The organism is Bradyrhizobium liaoningense (assembly GCF_018130825.1).
In the GTDB taxonomy this organism is placed as follows: Bacteria; Pseudomonadota; Alphaproteobacteria; order Rhizobiales; family Xanthobacteraceae; genus Bradyrhizobium; species Bradyrhizobium liaoningense_B.
In genome coordinates this window covers 151,910-177,054 of sequence record NZ_JAFCJS010000011.1, presented here as the reverse complement: position 1 = coordinate 177,054, position 25,145 = coordinate 151,910, and the positions used below count along the sequence as shown (strand labels likewise).

Genomic DNA, 25,145 nt, shown 5'->3' with positions numbered 1-25,145 from the left:
CATCGTCCTCAGCGACCACGGAGTGTTTGAGTGAAAGCCGTCCATACCGAACTGCACCGCAGCCACGATCCGCAATTCTTCCTGGTCCGCGGCGTCGTCAAGCGCACCACCGAGCAGCCGGAGCGCGCCGACCGCCTGCTCAAGGGCCTGAAGGACGGCAAGCATCAACTGGTCGAGCCGACCAGGTTCGGGCAGGGGCCGCGTGCGCGCATTCACAGTCCGGAGTACCTGACGTTCCTGAGCGAAGCCTGGGATGCCTGGACCGCGCTTGGCGATTCCGGTCCGGAGATGATCGGCAACATCCATCCCGTGCGCCACGCCGCGACCTATCCGACCCACATCGTCGGCAAGCTCGGCTGGCACACCGCCGACACCGCGGCGCCGATCGGCCCCGGCACCTGGGCCGCGGCCTGCGCCGCGACGGACGTTGCGGTCACGGCGGCGCAGATGGTGATGGACGGCGAGGATGCGACCTATGCGCTCTGCCGTCCGCCCGGCCATCACGCCTATCGCGACATGGCCGGCGGCTTCTGCTTCCTCAACAACAGCGCGATCGCGGCGGCGCATCTGCGCCTCAAGCACGAGCGCGTGGTGATCCTCGACGTCGACGTCCATCACGGCAACGGTACGCAAGGCATCTTCTACGCCCAGCCGGACGTCTACACGATCTCGATCCACGCCGATCCCGTCGCGTACTATCCCTTCGTGTGGGGCTACGCGCATGAGCGCGGCGAAGGCCCGGGCCTCGGCACCAATCTCAACATTCCCCTCGCCATCGGCACCGGCGATGACGGTTACATCCAGGCGATGGACGTCGCGCGCAAGGCGATCGAATCCTTTGCCCCCGGCGCCCTCGTCATCGCGCTCGGGCTCGATGCCTCCGAGCACGATCCGCTGAAGGGCCTTGCCGTCACCACGCCGGGCTTCCGCCGCATCGGCCAGGCCATCGCCAAGATGGGCCTGCCGACCGTGTTCGTGCAGGAGGGCGGCTATCTCTCGGATATTTTGGGCGCGAACCTGACTTCGGTGCTGGCGGGGTTCGAAGAGGCGCGCTGACCCTCGCCTCACTCCTTGAACAAAATCTGCTCCAGCAGGTCGATCCGCCTGATCCGGATGATGCTGCCGTCGATGGAAATGATGCGGCGGTTCTGGAAACGTTTCAGCATCATCGTCACCCATTGACGGGTCGAGCCGACCATGGCCGCGATCTGATCGTGGGTGATCTTGCGGTTGATGATGACGGTATCGCCGTCGGCCGTGCCGTGCAGCTCCGACAAGGTGAGCAGAAATTGCGCCAGCCGTTCGATCACCGACCGCGTGCCGAGAATCTGCGCCATCGACGAGTAGCATTTACCTTTGGCGACGAGGCCGTCGATCAGCGCCAGCGCGAAGCTGGGCATGCCGGTCAGGAGCTTCTCCAGAGCCGGGCCGGATAGCGCCGCGATCTCACAGGTCTCGATGGCGATGCCCGACCACATGTGGATGCCGCCGCCGGAGATCTCGGGGCCACCGATGAAATGTCCCGGCGTCCAATAGGCGAGCGTGATTTCGCGGCCTGACGGCGCGGTGTAGTAGACCCGCACCTGCCCGCGACGGATGATGAAGATGCCGTCGTGTCCATCGCCTTGGCTGAACACCATCTCGCCCTGCGGCACGGTGATCGTACGGGCGGCCGCGTGCACACGCGCCTGTTCCGGTGCCGGCAAACGATCGAGGAAATGCGCGCCGGCATTCAGTCCGTCGATCGTCTCGCTCATGAACAGGGCCGAGCTCGCGGGCCTTGCGCGTGTGCTGCGGGCGTGGCGCGCCTTCTCGGGGGCGGGCCAGTCGAACTGAACGCCCGCAAGAGGCCGCTCTGTGAAAGCGGCAGGCTCGGTCGCGGCAGCTTCCTTGAGTATGGTCATCGCAATCCGTCAGCTTTTCCGGAATCTTTGCGAATAGGTAAGAGCGGCGATGGCGCGATGTCCATCTCTTTGCGATCGTTCCAGATCACTTAGCAAAGCTTGATGTGTGCGGCGAGCGGTCGCGAAATGATTCCTCTGCCGGGGGCTTCGTCCTGAGAAAATCCTTTGCGGCGTTGCGCGTCGAAATTACGACGCGAGCGTTTCGCCATGCCGATGCAAATAATTGCTTCAAGCATTGCGACGCGCCTTCGATATTGCCGGCCAGCGTTTGTTGCCGGCACGCGCCCGGCTTGCCGAGGACAGTTCGATGATCGAATTCAGCTCTTTGAGAATAAGTGTCGCCGTTATCGCCATGACCGTTGCGATGCTCGAGCCGGCGCGGGCGGAGACGATCCGTGTGGCAGTCGGGACACAGGATACGACAATCAACTGCGCGACCGGCGGACTGCTCATTCGCGAGCTCAAGCTGCTGGAGAAGTTCCTGCCTCGTGACGGCAAGTACAAGGACGTCACCTACGACATCCAGTGGAAGAATTTCACGAGCGGTGCGCCGCTGACCAACGAGATGGTCGCGGGCAAGCTCGATTTCGGCGCGATGGCGGATTTTCCGGGTTCGCTGAACGGCGTTGCGTTCCAGAAGGCAGGACGCCGCAGCCTTTTCATCAGCGTATTGTCCGGCAGCACCGAGGGCAGCGGCAACGGCATCGTGGTGCCATCGAATTCGCCGGTGCAGTCGCTCGACGAGCTCAAGGGCAAGACGATCTCCGTTCCCTTTGCCTCGACCTCGCACGGCATGCTGCTTCGCGCCATCGAAGCCAGGGGCTGGAATCCCGAGACCGACGTCAACATCATCACGCAGGCCCCGGAGGTTGCGGGGCCGGCCTTGCAGGCGGGCAAGATCGAGGCGCATGCCGATTTCGTTCCGTTCGCCGAGCTGTTTCCGTGGCGCGGCTTCGCGCGCAAGATTTTTGACGGCGCACAGGCGAATGCCCCGACGTTCCACGGCGGCCTGGTTGATGCGGAGTACGCCGAAAAATATCCGGAGATCGTCGTCGCCTACCTTCGCGCCGCGCTCGAGGCCGATCGGCTTATTGCCGAGGAGCCCGAGAAATATAGCGAACTGATCGCCAAGGTGACCGGCATCGAGGCCGAGGTTGACTATCTCTTCCATGGCCCGCTCGGTCTTCAGACCCGGGACGTGACCTGGAAGCCGGAATACCGGCAGGCGGTCGCAACCTCGATCAAGACGCTGAAGCTGCTCAAGCGCGCGGACAGCGATCTCGATATCAATCAGTTCGTCACCGATAAATTCATCCGGATTGCGGCCGCGCAGGCCGGACGCGACTATGACGCGCAGCTGAAGAACTATGCGCAGCTGCCGCTTAGGGCCAAGGACGCCGCAACGGGTGCCGAGATCAGCGACTTCAGTCGCGTCGCGCAGGTCTGGGTCAGGGACGAGCCCCATGTGCGCCACTACGCCTCGCCCGAGAACGCGTTGAAGGCGCTCGCCGGCCTCGAGAAGGACGGCAAGGCCATCCGCGTGGTCTATGCCCAGGATCGCGAAAGCGGCATCAAGCTGTTTGCCAACCAGGCCTGGTTCGTGCGGTCGCCGCAAGGCGAGTTGAATGCGTTCCTGCTCAAGGATGCGGCCGAGCGATGGTCGAAGCAGAATGGCGGCGCCGTGCTCGACTTCGCGGCTGCGCGCGAGTCCCTCGTCGTGAGCCGGTGAGGCCATGGCGACGATTGTTCGGGCCCGGCCCGCGAAACTCCGGTGGACGATCCGCGGCCTTTCGATCCTCGCCTGCATCGCCGTGTGGCAGGTCGCTGCGACGACACATCTCAATCTCGGGATTGTCACCTTCCGCAATGTGCCGCCGCCTGTCGAGGTCGTCCAATCCGCCCTGGCCCTGTTCCGGTCGCCGAAACTGGCGGCGCATATCACCAGCAGCCTCTGGCGCGTGTTCGCTGGCTACGGTGCGGCGGTGGTGATCGGCGTGATCCTCGGTTTTGCGATCGGCCGATCGCGAGCCGCGAGCGACCTGCTGCTACCGCCGCTCGAATTGCTGCGGCCGATTCCGGCGGTGGCGTGGATACCGCTGTCGATCCTGATCTTCCCGTCGTCCGAACTCTCGATGATCTACATCACCTTCATCGGTGCGCTGTTTCCGATCGTGCTGAACACGGTCCACGGCGTTGCAAATGTCGACCGCCGGCTGGTCGCCTCGGCCCGCAGCCTGGGTGCGGGCGAGTTGGCGATCCTGACGGAGGTGGTGCTGCCGGATGCCGCGCCCAGCATCGTCACGGGCCTGGCGATCGGCATGGGCACCTCGTGGTTCTGCCTCGTCACCGCCGAGATGATCTCGGGCCAGTTCGGCATCGGCTACTACACCTGGGAAGCCTACACGCTCCAGAATTATGCCGACATCATCGTCGGCATGCTGATCATCGGCCTGCTCGGCATGGGATCGAGCTGGCTGCTGACGACGGCCGGCCGGCTTCTGATGCCCTGGCGCAGCCCGAAGGTGGCGCGATGAATATCCGGGTCGCGGATATCGGCGCGAGCAGCGTCGGCCGCATCGATGTCGCCGGTGTCTCGATTGCGCTCGGCGCGCGCTCCGACGCATTCGAGGCCGTGAGTGGCCTCGATGTCGCGATGGCGCCAGGCGAGTTCGTTTGCATCCTCGGTCCTTCCGGCTGCGGCAAGTCGACGCTGCTAGGTGCGCTGGCCGGGCATCTGCCGGTCACGGCTGGCCGGCTCATGGTCGACGGGCAGAAGATCCAGGGTCCGAGCCCCGATCGCGGCATGGTGTTTCAGCAGCACACGCTGTTTCCCTGGAAGACTGTTCGCGACAATGTCGCCTTCGGCCCGAAAATGCGCGGCCTTGCGAGGAGAGAGCGCGACCGTGCCGCCGACGCGATCCTGAAGCTGGTCGGCCTGTCCGGATTCGAGGCGTTCTATCCGGCGCAACTCTCGGGCGGCATGCAGCAGCGCGTCGAAATCGCCCGGGTCCTGATCAACCAACCGCGGGTGCTGCTGATGGACGAGCCCTTCAGCGCGCTCGATGCGCAGACGCGCGGCATGATGCAGGAGGTCCTGCTCGACATCTGGAGTAAAATTCCAACCACCACGGTCTTCGTCACCCACGACATCGACGAGGCGCTATTCCTCGCGGACCGCATCGTCGTGATGAGCGCGAGGCCCGGTCGGGTGATCGAGGATATCGTGCTGCCCTTTGCGCGACCGCGAGACCACGAGCTCGTGACTGAACCCGAATTCGTGCGCCTGAAGCGGCATGTCATGCAGCTGCTGCGGCGGCCGGAAGGCTCCGAGCCGCTGGCGCGGCTCAGCCCGCTCGGCGTGCCGTCCTAAAACATCCCGCTCGCCGCCAGCGCCTTGCAGACGTGCTGCATCTCGGTCTCGTCCGCGACCATGTCGAGCATGATCGTGGTCAGGCCCTTCGCCGCAAACGCCCTCAGCTTTGCGCCGATCTCCTCGTAGCTGCCGACGAGATAGGGGCAGTCCGCCTGGAAGGTCAGGAACGGCAGCAGCCAGTAGCCATTATCCTGAAGCTCGCCGCTCTGGCCTTCATACAGCCGCCGCTTCCATACGGAGTCGCTGTTCTCCACGGTGAGCGCGAGCAGCTCGCGATCGTCGGGGTTGTCGCGAAAGCGTGCCTTTGCCGCCTGCCGTGCCTCGTCGCTTCTCTCGCGTGCGAAGATGCCGAAGTTCATGCCGGGTGCCGCGGGGCCATGATCGAGATCGGGCGGCAGCATCTGCATCTTGATGCAGCCCGTTTCCTTCGCCACGCGCTGCGCTGCTTCCGATTGGCCGGCGATCAAGAATTCCGGCATCAGCTCCGCCGGCAGGCGTGGTCGAAGATGCAAATTGCTGGCGCGGTAGAACCGGCCCTCGATAGTCACGGGCCGCGGGCTCGAGAGCAGCTGGCGCATCAGCGCGACGAACTCGCCGAGCCTGATATAGCGGTCGGCATGGGTCTGCTCGTCGCCGAGGCCCTGCAAGTCGCTGATCGCGGTTCCCGTGATCATGTTGAGATAGACCTTGCGGCCGTAGAGCTGCGCAAAAGACGAGACGAATTTCGCCGCCGCGAACGGGTGCATGTAGACCGGGTTGACCGCGATCAGCGGCGAGCTTCGGGTCGTCTCCGCCATGATGTGCTGGGCCATGGCCCAGGGCTCGACGAACACGTCGTTGCCTTCGAACAGCAGAATGCCTTCGAAGCCGTTGCGGTCGGCGAACACCGCCACCCGCATCAGCTCGCCGACATATTGCTTGGGATCGCGGTTGCGCGAGATCGCGGGGAAGACGCGCAGCCGCGACGTCGTCATTCAGCCGCTTCCTGGAGCGGCCAGGCATTGCGGCTGATGGGAAGGCCGCCATGCGCCCGGGAGCCGTCGGCGATCGCGAGGCGATGCGAGGGGGAGGGCGAGCACAGCGAGAAGCGCCATCCCGAGGGATCGTCGGCGATGTCGGGCTTGAAGCTGATCTCGATGGCCTCGCGCGACACTTGCATCGCGAAGGCGTCGAGCGGCAGGTTGAGCCCGAAGCCTCTGGCCTTCAGATAGGCCTCCTTGAGCGTCCAATAGTCGAAAAAGCGCTCGATCGCCGCCGGCTCCGGCAGCTTGCGCAGCGTTTCGACCTCTTCCGGCGCAAAGAAGCGATTCGCGGTGGAAAGCGGGGCGACACGCCGTGACACGGTTTCGACGTCGACGCCGACAGCCTCGTGCCCCGATACGACGCAGGCGACGCAGCCGTCGGCATGCGACAGGCTGAAGTGCAGCGCGGTCGAGGTTCTGGGCGATGCGACAAACGGCCGCCCATAGCGGCCGGCCCCAAACGACCAGTCGGTGGGAGCAACATTCGGCGCGACCTGCGACAGCGCCAGGCGCAGCATGGCGTGCGCGAAAATATATTGCCGCCGATGCCGCTCGAACATGAAGCGGTCGGCGCGGATCCGTTCGTCGACCGAGAGCAGCCGTCGGCACGCGTCGGCCGCCCCCGGCGCGTCAATGGTCGCGATCAGTCCGACAAACAGTTCAATTCTGTCGTCTGCCATCAATTGGGCCTTTGGCGTCAGGCAGAGGCCAAATCCCCGGCTCTGACGGAAGAATCAACTGAGCAAGAATCAACCAGTGGACCGGTGTTAGCGGTCCACCCAGGCAAATTCTTGTCGATTTGCAGGCCGGTTTACAGGCGCAAGCTTGTGCGAGACCCCAACTCGACGAGCGAGCGGCTCAATTTCAAAACCGGAGGCCGGAAAATGAAGCCTGAAGATTCGTGCGGCGTCCCTGCCGACTAGTCTTACTTTTTCTTCTTGGCCTTCTTCGACCCGCTCAGCATCGAAAGGCTGGCGTCGACGTCCTTCAGCGCGGACTGGAGCTTCTTCTTCTCGGCGGTCAGCAGCTTTTGCAGCGCCTTGCGGTCCTTGTCGCTCAGCTTGGTGCCCTTGGTAAATTTGATGAAACCCATAACACTCCCCCGGTTGAAAATAATCGTCCAAATCAAAAAGGCGGGAATAATCTTGCGCGGCAGCGTCAAATAATCAAGATGCAACTTGATCATGCACAGCTTTGACGAGTGAACCTGTATTCGCCCTCGTGTACGGCCGGTCATGCCGCCTTGCGCGCGAGCAATTGGCCGAGTGGTGTGCCGGGTTGGTCGACGGCCGCCTCCAGCAGCGCGACGAAATTCGCCATCCATGTGCGGACGGTGTCGCCGTCGAGCAGATCGCGCTTGTAATTGCATGAACCGGTGATTCCGGTCGGGCGCTCCTTCAGCATCAGCGACAGCCAGGTCTGGTCGATCGGCAGCACCGGCTGGCCCTCGCGCGCGACGTTTCCGATCGATTGCACCGCAATCTCCGGCAGATCGAACGGCTGGCGCAGCGGATTCTGCAGCGTGAAATAAACCTGGAGCAGCGCGGCCGGGTCGATCCCCTCCCGCTCCAGATGGTCGGCCAGCATGCTGAACGGCAATTCCTGCCGCGCATGCGCATCGAGCACGCTCTGGCGCACCCGGCTCAGCGCCTGCGCGAACGACAGATCCGGCGTGATCGTCGTGCGGACGATCACCGTGTTCTCGAACGGGCCGACGATCCCGTCGGTGTCCGGCTGGGCGCGATTGGCCATGGCGGTGGCGACCGAGATGTCGGTGCGGCTGGTCCGCGCCAGCAGCAGGGCCTTCAGGCCGGTCAGCAGGCACATGAACAGTGTGCCGTTGTGCTGACCGGCGAATGCGGTGAGTCGTGCGATCAGATCGGGCTCGAGCCCGAGCGGATGGCGTCCGGTGGATACGCCGGAGCTCGCTTCGCCCTCGAAGATCGGAGCGGCGCCGCGCAAATTCTCCGTCCAGTCGGCGGCCTGGCGGCGGGCGGCGTCGGTGCTGCACCACCAGCGCTGCCAGCGCGCGACATCCGAAAAGGCCGGCGGCGGCCTCAGTAGCGGCGCCGCGGGGTGCCCGGCCAGTGCCGCATAGCGGCTCGACAATTCCTCGAACAGCACGCCGATCGACCAGCCATCGGCAATGGCATGATGCAGCGTCAGCAACAGCACGTGGTCGTCGGCATGGAGCCGCAACAGCCGCGCCCGCAGCAGCGGCGGCCGCGCGATGTCGAACGGGGTATAGGTTTCCTGCTCGATCAGGAGATCGATCTTCCTGAGCTCGAGCGCCCTGCGCCGCTTGTTGTTGTGCACCCGCCCGTCGCCGATGAGCTCGACGGTGAGGACGGGCCCGAGCTCGCTGGGTGTGGCAATGCGGCTGACGGGCTCTTCGCCGTTCCAGCCGAAACCGGTCCGCAGCGATTCGTGGCGACGTACGATGTCGCCGAATGCTTGCCCGAGGATGGCCGGATCGAGCGGGCCAGCGAGCCGGAAGGCAAAGGGCAGGTTGAACAGCGGCAGCCCCGGCAGGTTCTGCTCGATCCGAATCATCTGGTCCTGCGCGATCGAGAGCGTTGGCGACCCGCTTTCGACCAGCCGCGACACGCTTGCGGCAGGCTTGTGCGATTTCGCTGCCACGGCCTCGTCGACCCGACGGGCAAGCTCTTCGACCGTCGGCGCCTCGAAAATGGTCTTGATCGGCAGCGACACACCGAGCGCACGGGCGACGCGTGCCATCGCCTGGCCGGCCAGCAGCGAATGGCCGCCGAGATCGAAGAAATTGTCTGTCACTCCAAGGCTCTCGACCTTCAGCAGGTCGCTCCAGATGTCGGAAAGCACCTTTTCGGTGAAACGCCGCGCCGGCACGGCGGCATCCGGATCGGTCGTTTCCGGCAACGCGGGCGCCAGCAGCGCGGAGCGATCGATCTTGCCATGGGCATTGAGCGGCATCCGGTCCAGGAACAGGAAGGCGGACGGAATGGCATGGCCGGGCAGCCGGCTCTTCAAAAATTCGCGCAGTTCACTGGCGCTGACCCGGCTGTCGGGCGTGGCGACGATATGGGCGATCAGCCTGACATCGCCACCGGCCTCGCGGCGCGGTTCGACGATGCCGGCGCGCACGTCAGGATGGTCGGCAAGCGTGGTCTCGATCTCCTTGAGCTCGATGCGGTAGCCGCGGACCTTGACCTGATGGTCGGCGCGGCCGAGGCATTCGATCGTGCCATCGGCGCGGCGGCGGGCGAGGTCGCCGGTGCGGTACAGCCGGCCGCCGGCCTGGCGCGAAAACGGATCGGGCAGGAAACGCTGCCGGCTCTGCGCGGGATCGTTGACATAGAAGCGGCCGACGCCGGCGCCGCCGATGCAGAGCTCGCCGGTCACGCCGACCGGCTGCGGCTGGAGGTTGGCGTCGAGCACGTAGAGCTGGGTGTTCGGCAGCGGCGCGCCGACCGGAACGTTGCCCGTCGCGATCGCCGGCGCCCTGGTCAGACGATGCAGCGAGACGTCGTCGGAACATTCCGAGGCGCCATAGGCATTGATCAGCGGCACTTTCGGGCAGCGGGCGAACCAGGCGCGGCAGAGATCGACCGGCAGCGGCTCGCCGGTCGAGATCAGGAGCCGCAACTTCGCGAAGGCGCGCCGGACCTGTGCCTCGTCCATGTGGTCGAGGATCACACGGACCAGCGAGGGCACGATTTCCAGCACCGTGATGTCTTCGCGCTCGATTTCCCGCGCGAGTAGGATCGGGTCCTGCACGGTCGCGGTGCCGCAGACATGGACGCGCGCGCCGACCATGGGGCCTGCGAGGAACTGCCAGACAGAAATGACAAAACTCTGCGGCGCGGTCTGCGCGATCACGTCCCTAGGCGACAGCTTCAGCTCGGCAATCAGCGACGCCAGATGGTTCGACAGGCCGCGCTGCTCGATCATGACGCCCTTCGGCGCGCCGGAGGAACCCGACGTATAGATGAGATAGGCAAGGCTCGATGCCGCGCGTCGCGCGGCGCGGGCCGGTTTGGTCGCCCCTGGCGCGATGGTGTCGTCGATTTCGGCCACCTGGATGCGCTCGACCAAGGGCTCGAGCAGCGCCTCGACCATGGTCGATTGGGCGCGTCCGGTCAGCAGCACGCGGGCGCAGCTCGATCCGAGGATGGTCGCGAGCCGCGCAGTCGGTTGGTCCGGATCGAGATTCAGGAAGGCCGCGCCCACGCGCTGCACCGCGATCATGGCGGCAAGCAGATCGGGGCCGCGCTCGGCGAGCAGGGCGACCACCGTCTCGGGCCCGACACCCTCGCGCAGGAGCCAGCGCGCGATCGCCTGGCTGCGGCGCGCCAGCTCGCGATAGCTCAGGGATGCGCCACCGTCCGACACTGCGATCGCGTTCGGCGTCTTCTTCGCCTGGCGCTCGAAGCGTTCGCAGAGATTGCCGCGCATGGCGAAGTTGGCGGGAACGCCGTGGCCTTTCGCCAGCAGCTGCCGGCGTTCGGCCTCAGTCAGCAGCGGAAGGCGCGAGATGCGTTGTTCCGGATCGGCGATGACGGCCTTGAGCAGCGTCTTGAACTGCGCGGCCATGCCTTCGATCGTTGCCGCGTCGAACAGATCGGTGGCGTATTCGAAGAAGCCGGTGAAGCGCCCGTCGGCCTCGACCAGCTCGAGCGTGATGTCGAAGCGCGCCACTTTCGGGTCCACCTCCAGCCGCCGGGTCGACAGGCCGGTGAAGCGCGCCGCCTCGATCGAGGCGTTCTGCAGGATGAACATGATCCGGAACAGAGGATTGCCGTCCGTCCTTCGCGCGACCTGCAGCGCGCGCAGCACCTCCTCGATCGCAAGATCCTGGTTGCGATAGGCATCGAGCGTCACCTGACGCACCCGCCGCAACATCTCGCCGAAGCTCGGATCGCCGCCAAAATCGTTGCGCAGGATCAGGGTGTTGGCGAACAGCCCGATCAGGCGCTCGCTCTCGATCTGGTTGCGGTTGGCGATCAGCGATCCGGTCGCTACATCCTCGTGACCAGTGTGTCGGAACATCAGGCACTGGAACGCCGCGAGCAGGGTCATGAAGGGCGTGACGCCCTGGGCCTGGCTCAGCGCGCGGACGCTGCCCGAGAGGATTTTGGAGAACTCGAAATAGTGACGGGCGCCATGACCGCTCCAGACCTCCGGCCGCGACCGGTCGGTCCGCAGCGGCAGCGTGGTGACGCCGTCGAGCTGCGCCCGCCAGTAATCGAGCTGCTCCTTCGCCGCCGGCGTCTGCGCCCAGCCCTGCTGCCAGAGCGCGAAGTCGCGATACTGGAAGGCGGGCGAGGGCAGCGCCGCCACGTCCTTCTTGTGTGCCGCGGCATAATGGGCGGCGAGCTCCTCCCAGAACAACCGCTGCGACCAGCCGTCGGTGACGAGGTGATGCACGTTGACGACGAGCGCGTGGCTGGATCTGTCGAACGACAGCAATGTGACCTTCAGCGGCGGCTCGTGCGCCAGATCGAACGTGTATTGCGCGAGCTTGAGCGCCTCACGCCGGATGAGTGCCGACCGCTTGTCCGCGGGGCAGGGCTTGAGCTTGATCCGCTCGAACCGCGGCGGGGATTGCAGCACGCGCTGCACCGGCTCGCCCTGCCGTTCGACGAACACCGAGCGCAGCGCCTCGTGACGCGCGCAGATCGCGGTGAGGCCCGCAGAAAGCGCGGCGCCGTCGACCGGGCCTTTGAGCATCGCGACTTCGACGACGTTGTAATTGTAACGGGTGGGGTCGAGTCGCGAGAGCAGATACATCCGCTGCTGCTGGAACGACAGCGGCGCATCCGCTGTCGCCGCTGCGGCCTGGCGCCAGGCCGGTAGCGCATCGCGACGGGTTGCTGCAGTCTCCAGCCGGGCCGCAAGCGCGGCGACCGTGGCGCAATCGAAAATGTCCTCGAACGAGAAGTCGACGCTGAAGCGTTCGCGCAGGCGCGAGCGCATCTGCGTCACCGCGAGCGAGTCCGCGCCGAGCGCGAAGACGTCCTGATCGATGCCGACCTGCGGCAGCTCCAGCAAGCCGGCCCAAATCTCCGCGAGCTGAGTCTCCAGCGCATTGCGCGGCAGGCGCGTCTCGCCGGCATCCGACGTCTCCGCGATCAACCCGGCCAGCGCGTTGCGCTTGACCTTGCCGCTGGCGCCCTTCGGCAGCGCGGCCACGCTGCGGATCAGGCTCGGCACCTTGTACGCGGCAAGGCGCTTTCGCGCGAACTGGCGTAGCTGGTCCGAGCTCGCCTCGGAATTCGGTCGCAGCACCACGACGGCGGCGACGTTCTCGCCGAGCTTGGCGTGCGGGACGGCGAACACGCCGGCCTCCAGCACCGCGGGATGGCCGAGCAGCACGTCCTCCACCTCGAGCGGCGAGACCTTCTGCCCACCGCGGTTGATGACGTCCTTGATGCGGCCGACGATGAAGAGATAGCCGTCGGTGTCGAGATAGCCGAGATCGCCGGTCCGGAACCAGCCGTTGCGGAACGCGGCCTCTGTCGCCGCCTCGTCGTTATAGTAGCCACGCGTCATGTTGGCGCCGCGCAGCACGATTTCGCCGTGCTCGCCATTCGCGAGCGCACGGCCCGTCTCGTCCATGATCGCGATCTCGGGGCCCGCGGCGCGGCCGACCGATCCGACCTTGCGCAGCTCGAACGGATTGGCCGCGATCTGCGAGGCCGCTTCCGTCATGCCGTAGGTCTCGAGCACGGGAACGCCAAACGTCGCCTCCAGTCCGGAAAGGATCGCAGGGGCAAGCGAGGCCGAGGCGGAGCGGATCACGCGCAGCGACGAGGCCCGGACGCGGGCCGGGTCGGATTCCGCCGCCGTCAGCAGCGCGCGATGAATGGTCGGCACCGCCGTGTACCAGGTCGGCTGCAGCTCCCGCATCCAGCCGAAGAAGGACAAGGCGTCGAAGCCGTCGGTGCAGATCACGCTGGAGCCCGCGGCGAGCGCGGTCAGAAGGCCGGAGATCAAGCCATGGGCATGAAACAGCGGCAGGACGTTGAGCAGGCGATCATGGGATGTGAGCGACAGCACGCGGCCTGCATTAAAGGCAGAGAGGCACACATTGCGATGCGTCAGCGGCACCATTTTCGGCCGCGCCGCCGTGCCCGACGTCAGCAGGATGAAGGCATCGTTGTCGCCGCGCGAGGCGCCGCTCGTGCTCGCCGGCCCGACGGCCGGGCCCATGAACGTGCAGCCGCCGAGATCGTCTTTCGGACCCGGCACGAAATCGATCACCGCGATACCGAGCGCCTTGGCGACATCACGGCTCGGTGAGTTCATGTCGGCGCGGGTGACGAGCGCCGTCAGCTTCAATTCGCTGAAATAACGTTGCAGCTCGTCCGCCGTCAGGTCGGGATTGACGGGGATGCAGGCACAGCTTGAGGCAACCGCGATCAGCGCCAGCGCGCTGTCGGCCCCGCGCGGCAGCGCAACGGCAATCCTGTCGGCGGACGCAATGCCGAGCCCGCGCAGCGTACGCACGAGATTCTGTGTCCGCTCGCCAAGCGCGCCATAGGTGAGAGCCGGCCGGCCAGGGGCGAGCAGGGCGGGCGCCGCAGGACTCCTGCGGGCGTAGAAGTCGAGAAGGCCGCCGATATGAGAAAAGGTCTTCGTTTCCAGGCTCGCGCCGACCGATCCCGCTGCGGATGCAATGTCCGACAATGCCATTCCCTTTTGATCTGATTGGGCTATTCTTCCCAAGAGTTAGGGAACGCGTCCAGTCTGAGGTGAAGTTCGGGCCCCGAAATCTGTGGTTGAGGGGCCCCAAAGCCCTTCGACGGAGTGAAGGTCGGGCAGAATCACCATGCTGGAGAATGAGCCGGGCACGGCAACGGAAGGCGGGTTGAAGCGCTGGCTCGAGGGCGTCGGCCTCGGTCACTATTCCGATCTGTTCGCACAGCACCGCCTCGATCTCGACGTCCTGGGCGATCTCACCGAATCCGATCTGGTCGAGCTCGGATTGCCGCTTGGCGATCGCAAGCGGCTCCAACGGGCGATGGCGGCGCTATTCCAGGCTGAAACGGCGGAGCCGCCGGCCGCGGCAGGCCCGCAGACTCGGGCGGAGGTCGGAGCCGAACGGCGCCAGCTCACCACCATGTTCTGCGACATGGTCGATTCCACCTCGCTCTCGGTGCAGTTCGATCCGGAAGACGTGCGCGACATGATCGCGAGCTTCCGCGAGACCTGCGTCCGCGTGGTCAAGCACTACGAGGGCTTTGCCGCCCGTTTCGTCGGCGACGGCATCCTCGTCTATTTCGGCTATCCGACCGCACATGAGGACGACGCCGAGCGCGCGGTGCGTGCGGGGCTCGAGATCGTGCGGGTGCTGTCGACCGCGCGCGCGATCGAGCCGCGCGGTGCGCTCAGCCATTCGCCCGCCGTCCGCATCGGGATCGCGACCGGCCTCGTCGTGGTCGGCGATCTCGTCGGGCAGGGCACCGAAGAGCGCGACTCCGCGGTCGGTGAAACCGTCAATCTCGCCGCGCGGCTGCAAGCCCTGGCGCCGCCCAACGGCGTCGTGATCTCCGCCTCGACGCAGTCGCTGCTGAAGGGGAAGTTCGACTACCGCAATCTCGGTGTCCATGCGCTGAAGGGTATCTCGGAGAAGGCGCAAGCCTGGCACGTGGTGCGCGCCTCGCGGGTGGAGACCCGCTTCGCCGCCGCGATGGGCGCGCGGCTGACGCCGCTCGTCAACCGCGAGGAGGAGATTGCGCTGCTGATGGGCCGCTGGCAGCAGGCCAAGGGTGGCGACGGGCAGGTCGTGGTCAAGTTCGGCGAACCCGGCATCGGCAAGTCGCGCATCATCCAGGAAATCTTCGAGCGGATATCGGGCGACCGGCATGCGCAGGTCTCGTTCCAGTGCTCGCCCTACTACACCTCCACCGCGTTCTATCCGTTCGCCGAGCAGCTCAAATTTTCCCTCGGCCTCGACCGCGAGGATGCCTCCGCGTTGTCGCTGGCGAGCCTGGAGACCGCGATCGCCGCCGCCCATGGCGACATCGAGCAGGTCACGCCGCTGTTCGCCGCGCTGCTGTCGATTCCGACCGGCGATCGCTATCCGCCGCTCGACCTGTCGCCGCAGCAGCAGAAGGATGCGACCGTCGCGGCGCTGGTCGGCCACTTCCTCGGCCTTGCGCGCGAGATGCCCCTGGTGATCGCGTTCGAGGATCTGCACTGGATCGACCCGACCTCGCGTGAAGTGATCGACCTTCTGGTCGACCGGGTGCAGAACCGGCCGATCCTGGTCATCATCACCGCGCGCTCCGAATTCCAGCCGAGCTGGAACGCGCATTCGCACATCACCACGCTGGTTCTGAACCGCCTGAGCCGGCAGCTGCGCACGACGCTGGTCGAGCGCGTTGCCGGACGGGAGCTGCCGAAGGAGGTCGTCGAGGAGATCATCGTCAAGACCGACGGCGTGCCGCTGTTCCTGGAAGAGCTCACCAAGACCGTTCTGGAATCCAATCTCCTGACCGAGCGGCACGGACGCTACGTGCTGTCGGGGCCGTGGCGGCAGCTGGCGATCCCGGCAACGCTGACGGACTCGCTGATGGCGCGGCTCGACCGGATGGGCCCGTTCAAGCGGATCGCGCAGATCGGCGCCACCATCGGCCGCGAGTTCTCCTACGAGACGCTCCAGGCCGTCGCCAACACGCCGGCGGAGCAGATCGAGGCCGCGCTCAACCATCTGGAGGGGGCCGGGCTGGTCATGCGGCGTGGCCATCCGCCGGACGCACTCTACTCGTTCAAGCACGTGATGATCCAGAACGCCGCGCATGCGAGCCTCCTGCACAGCGAGCGCCGCAAGCTGCATGCGCGTATCGCGCAGGTGCTTAGCGAGATGTATCCGGAGAAGACCGATCGCGAGCCGGAGCTGCTGGCCCATCATCTCACCGAGTCAGGCCAGAGCGAGGGCGCCGCCAGCTTCTGGCTCAAGGCCGGCAAGCAGGCGGCCAGGAGCGGCGCCAATCTGGAGGCGATCGGCCATCTGCGCCGCGGCTTGAGCGTCGTGCAGGCCAATGCGCGCATGCAGGGCGCCGACGAGATGGAGCTCGAGCTGCGCATCGCGCTCGGCAACGTGCTGATCGCGGCCAAGGGCTATGCGGTGCAGGAGGTCGAGGAGAACTACATGCGCGCGCTCGAGCTCGGCCAGCAGCTCGACGACGACGAGAAGGCCTTCGCCGCGACCCGCGGCCTGTGGGTGTGTCACTTCATCCGTGCCGATCTCACCCGCGCGCACGATCTCAGCGTCGAGCTCCTGAAATTCGCCAAGCGCGAGCGGCTGAACGAGCGGTCGCAGCCGGCGCAGCAGACCGGCTATCTGATCGAGGCGCACCGTTCGATCGCGATGACCATGCTCTATCGCGGTCGCTTTGCCGCCTCGCAGCACCATCTGCATCGCTGCATCAATCTCTACAGCCCCGATCTGCATTCCGATCTGATGGTGCGGCACGGCACCGATCCCGGCGTCGTCTCGCTGTCCTATCTCGGCTATCTGCTCTGGTTCCTCGGCCGGCCCGACGCGGCGCGCCAGCACAGCGAGCAGGCGATCGCCAATGCCGAGAAGATTCGCCATCCTTTCACGCTCGCCTTCGCGCTCGTGTTCGGCGCCTATCTCTGCCAGCATCTGCGCGACGTCGAGGGCACGCGCGACTACGCCAACCGCGCCATGATCATCGCCACCGAGCACAATTTCCTGCACTGGAAGCAGCAGGCCGCGATCCTGCGCGGCTGGGCGCTGACGCAGCTCGGCGAGGCCGACGAGGGTCTCAGCCAGATGCGCCTCGGCCTCGACGAATACGAGGCGATGGATTCCTGGCTCGCCGGCTGCTGGTTCCGCTGCCTGCTCGCCGAAGCCTATGCCAAGGTCGGGATGCGCGATGCCGCCTTGCGCGCGCTGGACGGCGCGCTCGCGACCGCGCGGCGGACCGGTGATCATTCCTATCTTGCCGAAGTCTACCGCCTGCAGGGCGAGATCACGCTGTCGGACGGCGATCCGGCATCGGTGCAGGAGGCCGAGGATTTGTTCGGCCTGTCGCTGGAGACCGCGCGCAAGCAGGGCGCGCTGTCCTGGGAGCTTCGCACCGCCGTCAGCCTGGCACGGCTGTCGCATCAAGCCGGCAAGCGTGAGCACGCACGTCTCCTGCTCGTGCCGATCGTGGGCAGGTTCAGCGAGGGTTTTTACACGCCGGACCTCAAGCAGGCGATGCAGCTGGTCAACGAGCTCGATGCGGACGCGCCCGTTCGTGAACAGGCTGACGCGGCGAAATGAGCGATCTTGCCGCCGCGCGTGCGCGCTATGTGGAGTTGATCGCCAGGCGCGAGCGGATTTCCTCCAAGCGTCTGATCGACGCGCTCGCCACCGTTCCGCGCGAGGATTTTCTGGCCAGAGGCCCTTGGCGCATCAAGAGCGAGGCGGCACGCAGCTACCGGCTGACGCCGGATGCCGATCCCGTTCACCTCTACGACAATGTGCTGGTCGCGATCGACGCGCGCCGTAAGCTCGACACCGGACTGCCGAGCCTGTGGGCGCATCTGATCGACGTCCTCGACATCAAGGAGGGGGACCGCGTGCTCCAGATCGGCTGCGGGCTCGGCTATTTCTCGGCGGTGCTGTCGAAGCTGGTCGGCCCGAAGGGCCGCGTGCATGCGATCGAATGCGACGAGCGTCTGGCATCCCGCGCGGCAAGTTTCCTTCACGCCTATGCCAATGTCGATGTGGACCATAGTGATGGACGTGATCTGATCGGTGAAGTCGCCGACGTGATCATCGTGCATGCCGGCTTCCCGCACCCGCATCCACTCTGGCTCCAGGCGCTGCGCCCGCGCGGCCGCCTCCTGGTCCCGCTGACCCAGCGCGATCGCGAAGGTGCGGTGATCAAGATTACGCGGCGGGCGAAGGGCTTCGAGGCCGAGGCGGTGCAGCAGATCAGGATCTTCCCTGGCCAGGGCCGCGGCGTGACCGCGCTCGACGACCGCGTCGCCGACTGGTGGCAGCGCGCCGCCGCCCTGGCACCGCTGCGCTTTCGCGGGCTCGAGCAGGGGCTGCCGTCGGATGGCTAATTCTTCGTTTCATTTTACCTTGATTCCGTTTGTGAGTTTCCAGCATCTCGCAGTGCGGCTATGAGTGCGGCCTGACCGCCATCCGAGCGCGCCCATGCATTCCGTTGCCCTGCTGACTGCGAGCTATGCCAAGGATATCGAACGCTTTTCGCTGCTCAGCGAGAGCATCGACACGTGGCTGACGGGATACACGCGGCATTATGTTCTCGTTAACGATGAGGACGTCCCGCTGTTCGAGCGCTTCGCGTCCGACAAGCGCGTCATCGTTCCGGCCTCGCGCTACCTGCCGAAATGGCTGTTCGCGCTGCCGCCGGCGCTGCAGTTCATCAGCAAGCGGCGCGTCTGGCTGTCGCTGCTATCGTCGCCCGTGCACGGCTGGCACATCCAGCAGATCCTGAAGATCGCCGGCGTCCTCAGCGCGCCCGAGCAGCGCGTCTGCATCCTGGATTCGGACAATCTGTTCTTCCGCGAATTCGACGTCGGCCGGTATGCCGGCGGCGAGAAGACGCCGCTCTTCGTCACGCGCAAGGGGATCGACGCCGACCACCCCTTGCACGTGCTGTGGCTGCGCACCGTGGATCAGCTTCTCGGCGTCAAGGAGCGCGCGTTCCCGGCGGACGATTATGTCGGCAACGCGCTGGTCTGGGACAAGGACACTGCGCGTGCGATGACGGACGCCATAAAGTCGGCAACGGGCCTGAGCTGGGCCCTGGCGCTGTGCCGGAAGAAGAAGTTTTCGGAGTATCTGCTTTACGGCAACTTCGTCGCCAGTTCGCCGGAGCATCTTGCGGCACACCGGGTGACGGAAGACAGCATCGCGGTGTCGCACTGGGACGACACCCGCCTCGACCGCCCGGCGATCGAAGCGATGATGCGCGCAGCTTCCCCCGAGCAGGTCGCGCTCTGCATCCAGTCCTATTCCTCGACCTCGATCGAGGACATCCGCGACGTCTTCAGGCTGAACTCGGCTGACAGGCGCAGTCCGAGCCTGGCTCCCGATCAGATCGGAGACACGCTCGCCTTCGAGACGCCCAGGACACGCTAGCCTTTCAGGACATACTAGGCTTCAGGCGTTCTTCGTGAACTTGCTGATGACGTCCATGAACGGTTTTGGCTTGAATTCGCCGTCGAGCGGCAGCGGACGGTTCGGCTGCTTGTCCTTGCGGGCGAAGGTGCCGTTGATCCAGCTGTAGCGATCCGAGAGGCCCCAGGTCAGGATCGAGCGCACCGGTCCGCTGGCCGAGACGGCCGTCAGCAGGTCGTCGACGCGCTTGGCGACGATGGCGTCGCGCTCGGCGGGACCACCCGCCAGCTTCTGGTCGTCGACGTCGAGCTCGGTGACGAGCACCTCGAGGCCCCAGGAGCGCAGCTCGGTGACGAATTCGGCGAGCCCGTGCGTGTCGATCTCGAGCTCGGCATGCAGATGCGATTGCAGTCCCACGGCATGCAGCGGAACGCCCTGGTCGAGCAGCTCCATGATCAGGTTGCGATAGGCTGCGCGCTTGGCGATGAAGGAGTCCTTGGCCGACTCGATGTCGTATTCGTTGATCGCGAGCTTGACGAAAGGATCCGCCGCGGCCGCCGTGCGGAACGCCAGCGGAATCCAGTTCTTGCCGAGATGCTGCGTCCAGAACGTATCGCGCCGGTCGGTGATCCCCTTGGGATTGTCCGGGATCGGCTCGTTGACGACGTCCCACGACGTCAGCTTGTCCCTGTAGTAGGACACGACGGTGCCGATGTGGTCGAGATAGGCGCGCTCGACGCCCTTGGCATCCTTGATCTGCTTGGTCCAGTCCGGAATGTCGTGATACCAGGCGAGCGCGTGTCCGCGCATCGTCAGATCGTTCGCTCGCGCGAAATCGAGGATGGCATCGGCGCGCTCGAAGGCAAAGGTGTGCGCGTCCGGCCGCAGCATCGGCCATTTCAGCTCGAGCACCGGCACCACCTGTGTGCAATAGGTGCTGATGGCCTCGCCGAGCCTGGGATCGGCTTGCAGGTCCCAGAGCGTGGCCGCCGCACCAAAGCCCGGACGACGCTGGGCGAGCTTCGAGGCTGGTAATGCTGATGCAGAGGCGCCCGCCGCGAGAGTCGCAGCGCTGCCGAGGAGAAATTGGCGTCTGTCGAGCTTGGTCACGCGTGGTTCTGCATTACGGCTTCGGCGATCTCGTAATAGTGAAGCGCGCCCTTCTCGAGCGTCAGATTTTCGGTCACATAGTCGCTCGGCGCGAAGTCGCCGGCGCTCACATGCGACCAGAACTCGCTCCAGCCGGAGGTGAAGCCGGCCGCATCGGTGAAGGTCATGCCGCAGCGTGCGTCGAAATAAGGCACGGACGAGACGCCGCCTTCGTACCGCACCTTGTGCGGAAAATACTTCGGATCCTGCCACGGCCCGCCGCGATCCCACGCAAAGACGGGAACGCCGCTCGACAGCGCCTGCTGGCATGCGATGCCCTGGCTCTCATGCTCGCACAGAAAGATCATGCTGCGGCAACGCGCCAGCGCCGCCTTGTAGCCGTCTTCCTTGTAGTGACCGTAGCGGATCACCTCGACCGTGCGGCCGCTGGCCTCGAGATGCCTGCGGATCGGTTCGATCAGTTCGGGCTCGTATCGCTCGTAATCCCAGCGGACCTTGTCATAGAGCAGCACGTCCACGCTCTTGCGGTCGGCCGGCGTCGGCGTCCACAGGTCGGTGTCGATGCCGACGGGCCAGGCGTCGACATGGGGCCAGTGCGGGCGGAACATGTCGGCGTACCATTTACAGGGCACCAGGACGCGCTTCACCTGCAGGTCGTTCAGGCGCTCCGGTGCATCGACCGGGTGGTCATACATGGCGACCCCGAGCAGGAGCGGGTTCTTCCACTTGAACCAGTCGAGCACGAACGGTCGTCCGATGACGCAGGCGAGCTCCTCGGGGTGCTTCTGGATGTAGCGATAGTCGTTGACGCGGTAGCGGATGCCGAGCCGATCGAGACCCGCGCACAGATTGAGGAGGACGCGCCGCTGTCCGCTGATGAAGGACTCGCCCTTGACCAGGCGCCGCAGCAACGGCCGGACGTGGCGGTCTCCGGGAAACCAACGGTCGTCCCGCTCTTCAAAGAAAAGATTGAGGACCATCCTGTCGCGCTTTTGCATGCCGAAATCCGCCGGAACGAGCGGCGCGTCGGTGCCGCCATGCGGCCGGGAGGTCGGGTGCGCCCGCATTCGTTCGGCAACGTCCATGTCAGTCACTTCCACGCATCGGATGGGTCGGGCGACCTTTTGATATCATTGCTTCTTTTCAGTGATCCCGCCGGTTCCTACAAGGACAGGGCAAATTTAACGCTAACGCGCGATAACCGCTGACACGTTTCATTCGCGATCCGATTTGCAGGCTTATGCGACTATCTTGACCGGCGCTGGCGGCGCAATGCGATGGCCGCAGCAAAGGCCAACTGTTTTAACGCTCCGTTAATCCTCAAGGCGCCGCCGGTCCCGTGCTCGCATGTTGAATCGCCATTTCTCCATTTACCTCGTGGCCTACATCCTGCCGGCGGCGGTGGGCTTCTTCGCGGTTACCGCCTACACGCGGCTCCTGAACCCGGCGGAATACGGCGTCTATGTCGTCGGAATCAGCCTAGCCGGCATTCTCGGCGCGATTTTCTTTGCCTGGATCAAGCTGTCGGTGTCGCGCTATCAGGCCATGTCGGCGGAGGTGGATTTTCGCGGCACGGCGATGGTCGCCTTTGGGCTCACGGTCGCAGTGCTTTGTGCCACCACGCCGCTCGTGTTCCTGTTCCGCAGCGATGTCAGCGTCGAGCTGCTGCTCGCCAGCATGTTCGTCGCGATCATGGCCAATGCGGTCGACGTCGGCCAGGAATTCGAGCGCGCCAAGCTGCGTCCCTATCGGTTCGCCGCGATCTCGATCGTGCGCAGCGTCGCGAGCGTCGGCTTCGGCCTCGTCGGCATCTGGCTCGGTTGGGGCGGCATCGGCCTGCTGGCGGCGTTTGGCCTGGGATCACTCACCGGCATCATTCTTAATCTTGTCGGCGACCGCACCAGGATTGCGCGCTTCCAGCGCAGCCAGTTCATGCAGCTCGCGCGTTATGGCCTGCCGCTGACGCTGGCCGGACTTTCGGTCGCGCTGTATTCGAGCTGCGACCGTCTTATCGTCGCCTATCTCCTCGGCAAGGACGCCGCCGGCATCTTCGGCGTTGCCGCCGACCTGCCGCGCCAGTTCATGGTGATGATCGCCTCCAGCGTTGCCGCTGCGACCGTGCCCCTGGTGTTCCGGTCGCTGTCGGAGAACAACAATGAAGTCACGCGCGAGCGGCTGACCGAGAGCCTCGAGCTGCTGCTCGTCGTCGTCGCACCCGTCGCGATCTGGCTGGCGCTCGCCACCGACCAGGTTGCGGGCACGCTCGTGGGCGTCGATTTCCGTGCCGGCGTGTCGGCGCTGCTGCCGACCCTGGTGCTTGCCCGTTTCTTCGGCATCGCCAACCAGTTCTACGTCCAGATCAGTTTTCAGCTCGCCGAGCGTCCCTTCATGCTGGCGGCGCAGTCCTTCCTCACGCTGGCGGTGAGCGTCGTGCTGATGTTCGCGCTGGTTTCGGGCTACGGGATCTATGGCGCCGCGCTGGCGACGCTCGCGACCGAGGTGATCGGCTTCGTCGTTGCGGTCGTCCTGATGCACCGCGCCCATCCCGTGCCGTTCGACGCGGGCCGCCTCGCCGGCGTGGCCGTCTCCGCAGCGGTGATGGCGGCTGCGATCCTGGTCGCGCGCTCGCAGGCCAGTGGCACCGGCCTCGTCGCGCTGATCATCGTGAGCCTTGCCGGCGGGCTCGCTTATGCGGCAGCGGCCTGGCTGCTCAACGTCGCCAACGTGCGCACGCTCTCGCTCCGTGTCCTCAGGACCTTCAACCGGAAGGCGTTGGGCGTGTAGCGCGCCTCTGTCCGGCGGGGTTTCGCCGCCCTGACGTCAGGCCGGGCCGGCTGCAACCACCGGCGGGCCCCGGACATTCTGCCGCAGCGTGGACCGCCAGCTCCGGACCAGCCCCGGCCGCAAGCCGCCCTTCCGCCCGTGCGGGCCGTCGTATATGAGAGATTTACCGCCGGATCGTGCCGAATCTCGCCACAGACGGAACGTATGGCGGCTGTGATTTCTTAATTCAGAGATCGCAAACTGACATTTGACCGGCACGCGCGGACTGGCAGTTCGACCGAGGATGGCATGAAAAACCTGATGACAACGGCGCAATCCACCGTGGCGATGCGGCGTTGGCGGCCTCCCGGGATTGTGACGCTGGCGGCGATGGTCGCATTCGCGACGCTGGGCCCGGCGTCCGCAGCCAAGCAGGCGCGCCAGGCGGCTGAGGCGGTGGCGCAGCGCGAGGCCGGCGAGCCGATCATGGCGATCGTGTCGATCAAGAGCCAGCAGGTCACCTTTTACGACGCCGACGGCTGGATCATGCGCGCGCCGGTCTCGACCGGCACCACCGGGCGCGAGACGCCGGCCGGCATCTTCGCCATCGTCGAGAAGGACAAGGACCACCGCTCGACCATGTATGACGATGCCTGGATGCCGAACATGCAGCGCATCACCTGGAACGGCATCGCGCTGCATGGCGGGCCACTGCCGGGCTATGCCGCCTCGCATGGCTGCGTGCGCATGCCGTTCGGCTTTGCCGAGAACCTGTTCGACAAGACCAATATCGGCATGCGCGTGATCATCTCGCCGAACGACGCGGCGCCGGTCGATTTCACCCATCCCTCGCTGTTCGTGCCGAAGCGGGAGGCCATTGCGGCGGCGCCGGGCCGTATCGACAAGCTCTCGGCCGAAGCCGAGGAAGCCACACGGGCCGCCGACGAGACCAAGAAGGCCGCTGCCGCGGCCGCCAAAGAGGCGGCCTCGCTTCCGCAATCGCTGCGCAAGCTGGAGCAGCAGAAGGCCCGCGCCGACGCCGAGCTCGCCTTCGCCGACAAGACGCTTGCGAATGCAAAGACCGATCAGGCCCGCGCCAAGGCCGAGGAGCTGAAGCAGAAGGCGGCCGCCAAGGCCGCGGATGCAACGACGCAGCTCGATGCCGCCAAGGCCGCCGCGCAGCCGAAGCGCGACGCCGTCGCGGCTACGAAGGAGGCTGCGAAGATTGCAGCCACCAAAAAGGCCGACGCGGTGAAGGCGGCGACCGACGCCAAGCTCGCGCTCGAGCCGGTCTCGGTCTATATCAGCCGCTCGACGCAGAAGCTTTATGTGCGGCGGAACACGCACAAGCCGGCGCCGGACGGCGGCGGCGAGGTGTTCGACACCAGCATCGAGGTCCCCGTCACGATCCGCAATCCCGACCAGCCGCTCGGCACGCACATCTTCACGGCGATGGCGAAGACCGACACGGGCCTGCGCTGGAGCGTGGTCACGATCGAAAGCGGCGACGACGCCAAGACAGCGCTCGACCGCATCACCATTCCGCAGGAGGTGTGGGATCGCATTGGGCCGACCGCACTGCCGCGCTCCTCGATCATTATCTCGGACGAGCCGCTGAGCAGCGAGACCAATTACCGCACCGAGTTCGTCGCGGTGCTGAGCAACCATCCCCAGGGCGGTTTCATCACGCGCAAGCCGACCGCGCCATCGATGGACATTGCCAGCGACGACGGCTGGGACAATGGCGGCAACAATTTCGGCTTCTTCTTCCAGCAGCGCGATCCGTACGCGCAACCGGTCAATCCGCGCCGACAGCGCGGCCAGTATCCGTATTATCAATCGACGCAGCCGATGCAGCGGAGCTGGTGGTAAGCGCGCGG

General features: G+C 65.6%; 16 protein-coding genes. 9 read left to right on the top strand and 7 right to left on the bottom strand.

The window, feature by feature from the left end:
• The first annotated feature begins 30 nt into the window (after positions 1 to 30).
• Entirely contained in the window at positions 31 to 1,056 is a 1,026-nt protein-coding gene (locus tag JQ603_RS34560; RefSeq protein WP_212346974.1) for a histone deacetylase family protein, read from the top strand.
• Between the two features lie 8 nt (positions 1,057 to 1,064).
• Here the strand turns inward: JQ603_RS34560 and JQ603_RS34555 are convergent, their stop codons facing one another.
• On the bottom strand, positions 1,065 to 1,904 hold the full coding sequence (locus JQ603_RS34555; RefSeq protein WP_433996669.1) for a Crp/Fnr family transcriptional regulator: 840 nt from the start codon (positions 1,902 to 1,904) through the stop codon (positions 1,065 to 1,067).
• A gap of 352 nt (positions 1,905 to 2,256) precedes the next feature.
• Between JQ603_RS34555 and JQ603_RS34550 the strand changes: the two genes are divergently transcribed.
• From JQ603_RS34550 to JQ603_RS34540, 3 genes are read left to right on the top strand one after another with little or no spacing between them, the layout of a single operon-like run.
• Positions 2,257 to 3,633: an ABC transporter substrate-binding protein gene (locus JQ603_RS34550; RefSeq protein WP_245004055.1), complete on the top strand. Its 1,377-nt coding sequence runs from the start codon at positions 2,257 to 2,259 to the stop codon at positions 3,631 to 3,633.
• A gap of 4 nt (positions 3,634 to 3,637) precedes the next feature.
• Entirely contained in the window at positions 3,638 to 4,438 is an 801-nt protein-coding gene (locus JQ603_RS34545) for an ABC transporter permease (RefSeq protein ID WP_212346972.1), read from the top strand.
• Positions 4,435 to 5,274: an ABC transporter ATP-binding protein gene (locus JQ603_RS34540; RefSeq protein WP_212346970.1), complete on the top strand. Its 840-nt coding sequence runs from the start codon at positions 4,435 to 4,437 to the stop codon at positions 5,272 to 5,274. Before JQ603_RS34545 ends, JQ603_RS34540 begins: the two co-directional genes overlap by 4 nt.
• Here the strand turns inward: JQ603_RS34540 and JQ603_RS34535 are convergent.
• The 4 genes from JQ603_RS34535 to JQ603_RS34520 all read right to left on the bottom strand — a co-directional run bounded on the left by JQ603_RS34535 (position 5,271) and on the right by JQ603_RS34520 (position 13,973).
• Positions 5,271 to 6,251 (bottom strand): LLM class flavin-dependent oxidoreductase, encoded by a 981-nt coding sequence (locus JQ603_RS34535; RefSeq protein ID WP_212346967.1) that lies wholly within the window; start codon positions 6,249 to 6,251, stop codon positions 5,271 to 5,273. The genes JQ603_RS34540 and JQ603_RS34535 overlap by 4 nt on opposite strands.
• Positions 6,248 to 6,979, bottom strand: a complete 732-nt coding sequence (locus JQ603_RS34530) for a 4'-phosphopantetheinyl transferase family protein (protein WP_212346965.1) — start codon at positions 6,977 to 6,979, stop codon at positions 6,248 to 6,250. Before JQ603_RS34530 ends, JQ603_RS34535 begins: the two co-directional genes overlap by 4 nt.
• A gap of 245 nt (positions 6,980 to 7,224) precedes the next feature.
• Positions 7,225 to 7,485, bottom strand: coding sequence for a hypothetical protein (locus JQ603_RS34525; RefSeq protein ID WP_212347114.1), 261 nt, complete (start codon positions 7,483 to 7,485; stop codon positions 7,225 to 7,227).
• Positions 7,486 to 7,532: 47 nt separating this feature from the next.
• Complete coding sequence (locus tag JQ603_RS34520; protein ID WP_212346963.1) at positions 7,533 to 13,973, bottom strand: non-ribosomal peptide synthetase; 6,441 nt, start codon at positions 13,971 to 13,973, stop codon at positions 7,533 to 7,535.
• A 136-nt stretch (positions 13,974 to 14,109) separates the two neighbouring features.
• Between JQ603_RS34520 and JQ603_RS34515 the strand changes: the two genes are divergently transcribed.
• The 3 genes from JQ603_RS34515 (at position 14,110) to JQ603_RS34505 (ending at position 19,413) form a co-directional block, all read left to right on the top strand.
• Positions 14,110 to 17,577 (top strand): ATP-binding protein, encoded by a 3,468-nt coding sequence (locus JQ603_RS34515; protein WP_212346961.1) that lies wholly within the window; start codon positions 14,110 to 14,112, stop codon positions 17,575 to 17,577.
• Positions 17,574 to 18,368 carry a protein-L-isoaspartate O-methyltransferase family protein gene (locus tag JQ603_RS34510; RefSeq protein WP_212346959.1) on the top strand — a complete coding sequence of 265 codons (795 nt, stop codon included), beginning with the start codon at positions 17,574 to 17,576 and terminating at the stop codon, positions 18,366 to 18,368. Before JQ603_RS34515 ends, JQ603_RS34510 begins: the two co-directional genes overlap by 4 nt.
• 94 nt (positions 18,369 to 18,462) lie before the next feature.
• Positions 18,463 to 19,413 (top strand): DUF6492 family protein, encoded by a 951-nt coding sequence (locus JQ603_RS34505; protein ID WP_212346957.1) that lies wholly within the window; start codon positions 18,463 to 18,465, stop codon positions 19,411 to 19,413.
• 21 nt (positions 19,414 to 19,434) lie between these two features.
• Here JQ603_RS34505 and JQ603_RS34500 read toward each other — a convergent pair whose 3' ends face one another.
• Both JQ603_RS34500 and JQ603_RS34495 read right to left on the bottom strand, forming a co-directional pair.
• A complete protein-coding gene (locus JQ603_RS34500; protein WP_212346955.1) occupies positions 19,435 to 20,502 on the bottom strand; it encodes an endo-1,4-beta-xylanase in 1,068 nt (355 codons plus the stop codon).
• On the bottom strand, positions 20,499 to 21,587 hold the full coding sequence (locus tag JQ603_RS34495) for a glycosyltransferase (protein ID WP_212346953.1): 1,089 nt from the start codon (positions 21,585 to 21,587) through the stop codon (positions 20,499 to 20,501). Before JQ603_RS34495 ends, JQ603_RS34500 begins: the two co-directional genes overlap by 4 nt.
• Positions 21,588 to 21,849: 262 nt before the next feature.
• Here JQ603_RS34495 and JQ603_RS34490 point away from each other — a divergent pair, with 262 nt between their 5' ends.
• Both JQ603_RS34490 and JQ603_RS34485 read left to right on the top strand, forming a co-directional pair.
• The gene (locus tag JQ603_RS34490; protein WP_212346951.1) at positions 21,850 to 23,286 is read left to right on the top strand and encodes a lipopolysaccharide biosynthesis protein; all 1,437 of its coding nucleotides are present in this window, start codon (positions 21,850 to 21,852) and stop codon (positions 23,284 to 23,286) included.
• Positions 23,287 to 23,574: 288 nt separating this feature from the next.
• Entirely contained in the window at positions 23,575 to 25,137 is a 1,563-nt protein-coding gene (locus tag JQ603_RS34485; protein WP_212346948.1) for a L,D-transpeptidase, read from the top strand.
• Positions 25,138 to 25,145: the final 8 nt, after the last annotated feature.

Bases quoted from the DNA above. Each gene is read 5' to 3' on its own strand.
- JQ603_RS34555 (WP_433996669.1), bottom strand. From the start codon at position 1,904: ATGACCATACTCAAGGAAGCTGCCGCGACCGAGCCTGCCGCTTTCACA.
- JQ603_RS34550 (WP_245004055.1), top strand. From the start codon at position 2,257: ATGACCGTTGCGATGCTCGAGCCGGCGCGGGCGGAGACGATCCGTGTG.
- JQ603_RS34545 (WP_212346972.1), top strand. From the start codon at position 3,638: ATGGCGACGATTGTTCGGGCCCGGCCCGCGAAACTCCGGTGGACGATC.
- JQ603_RS34540 (WP_212346970.1), top strand. From the start codon at position 4,435: ATGAATATCCGGGTCGCGGATATCGGCGCGAGCAGCGTCGGCCGCATC.
- JQ603_RS34535 (WP_212346967.1), bottom strand. From the start codon at position 6,251: ATGACGACGTCGCGGCTGCGCGTCTTCCCCGCGATCTCGCGCAACCGC.
- JQ603_RS34530 (WP_212346965.1), bottom strand. From the start codon at position 6,979: ATGGCAGACGACAGAATTGAACTGTTTGTCGGACTGATCGCGACCATT.
- JQ603_RS34525 (WP_212347114.1), bottom strand. From the start codon at position 7,485: ATGATCAAGTTGCATCTTGATTATTTGACGCTGCCGCGCAAGATTATT.
- JQ603_RS34520 (WP_212346963.1), bottom strand. From the start codon at position 13,973: ATGGCATTGTCGGACATTGCATCCGCAGCGGGATCGGTCGGCGCGAGC.
- JQ603_RS34515 (WP_212346961.1), top strand. From the start codon at position 14,110: ATGCTGGAGAATGAGCCGGGCACGGCAACGGAAGGCGGGTTGAAGCGC.
- JQ603_RS34510 (WP_212346959.1), top strand. From the start codon at position 17,574: ATGAGCGATCTTGCCGCCGCGCGTGCGCGCTATGTGGAGTTGATCGCC.
- JQ603_RS34505 (WP_212346957.1), top strand. From the start codon at position 18,463: ATGCATTCCGTTGCCCTGCTGACTGCGAGCTATGCCAAGGATATCGAA.
- JQ603_RS34495 (WP_212346953.1), bottom strand. From the start codon at position 21,587: ATGGACGTTGCCGAACGAATGCGGGCGCACCCGACCTCCCGGCCGCAT.
- JQ603_RS34490 (WP_212346951.1), top strand. From the start codon at position 21,850: ATGTTGAATCGCCATTTCTCCATTTACCTCGTGGCCTACATCCTGCCG.
- JQ603_RS34485 (WP_212346948.1), top strand. From the start codon at position 23,575: ATGAAAAACCTGATGACAACGGCGCAATCCACCGTGGCGATGCGGCGT.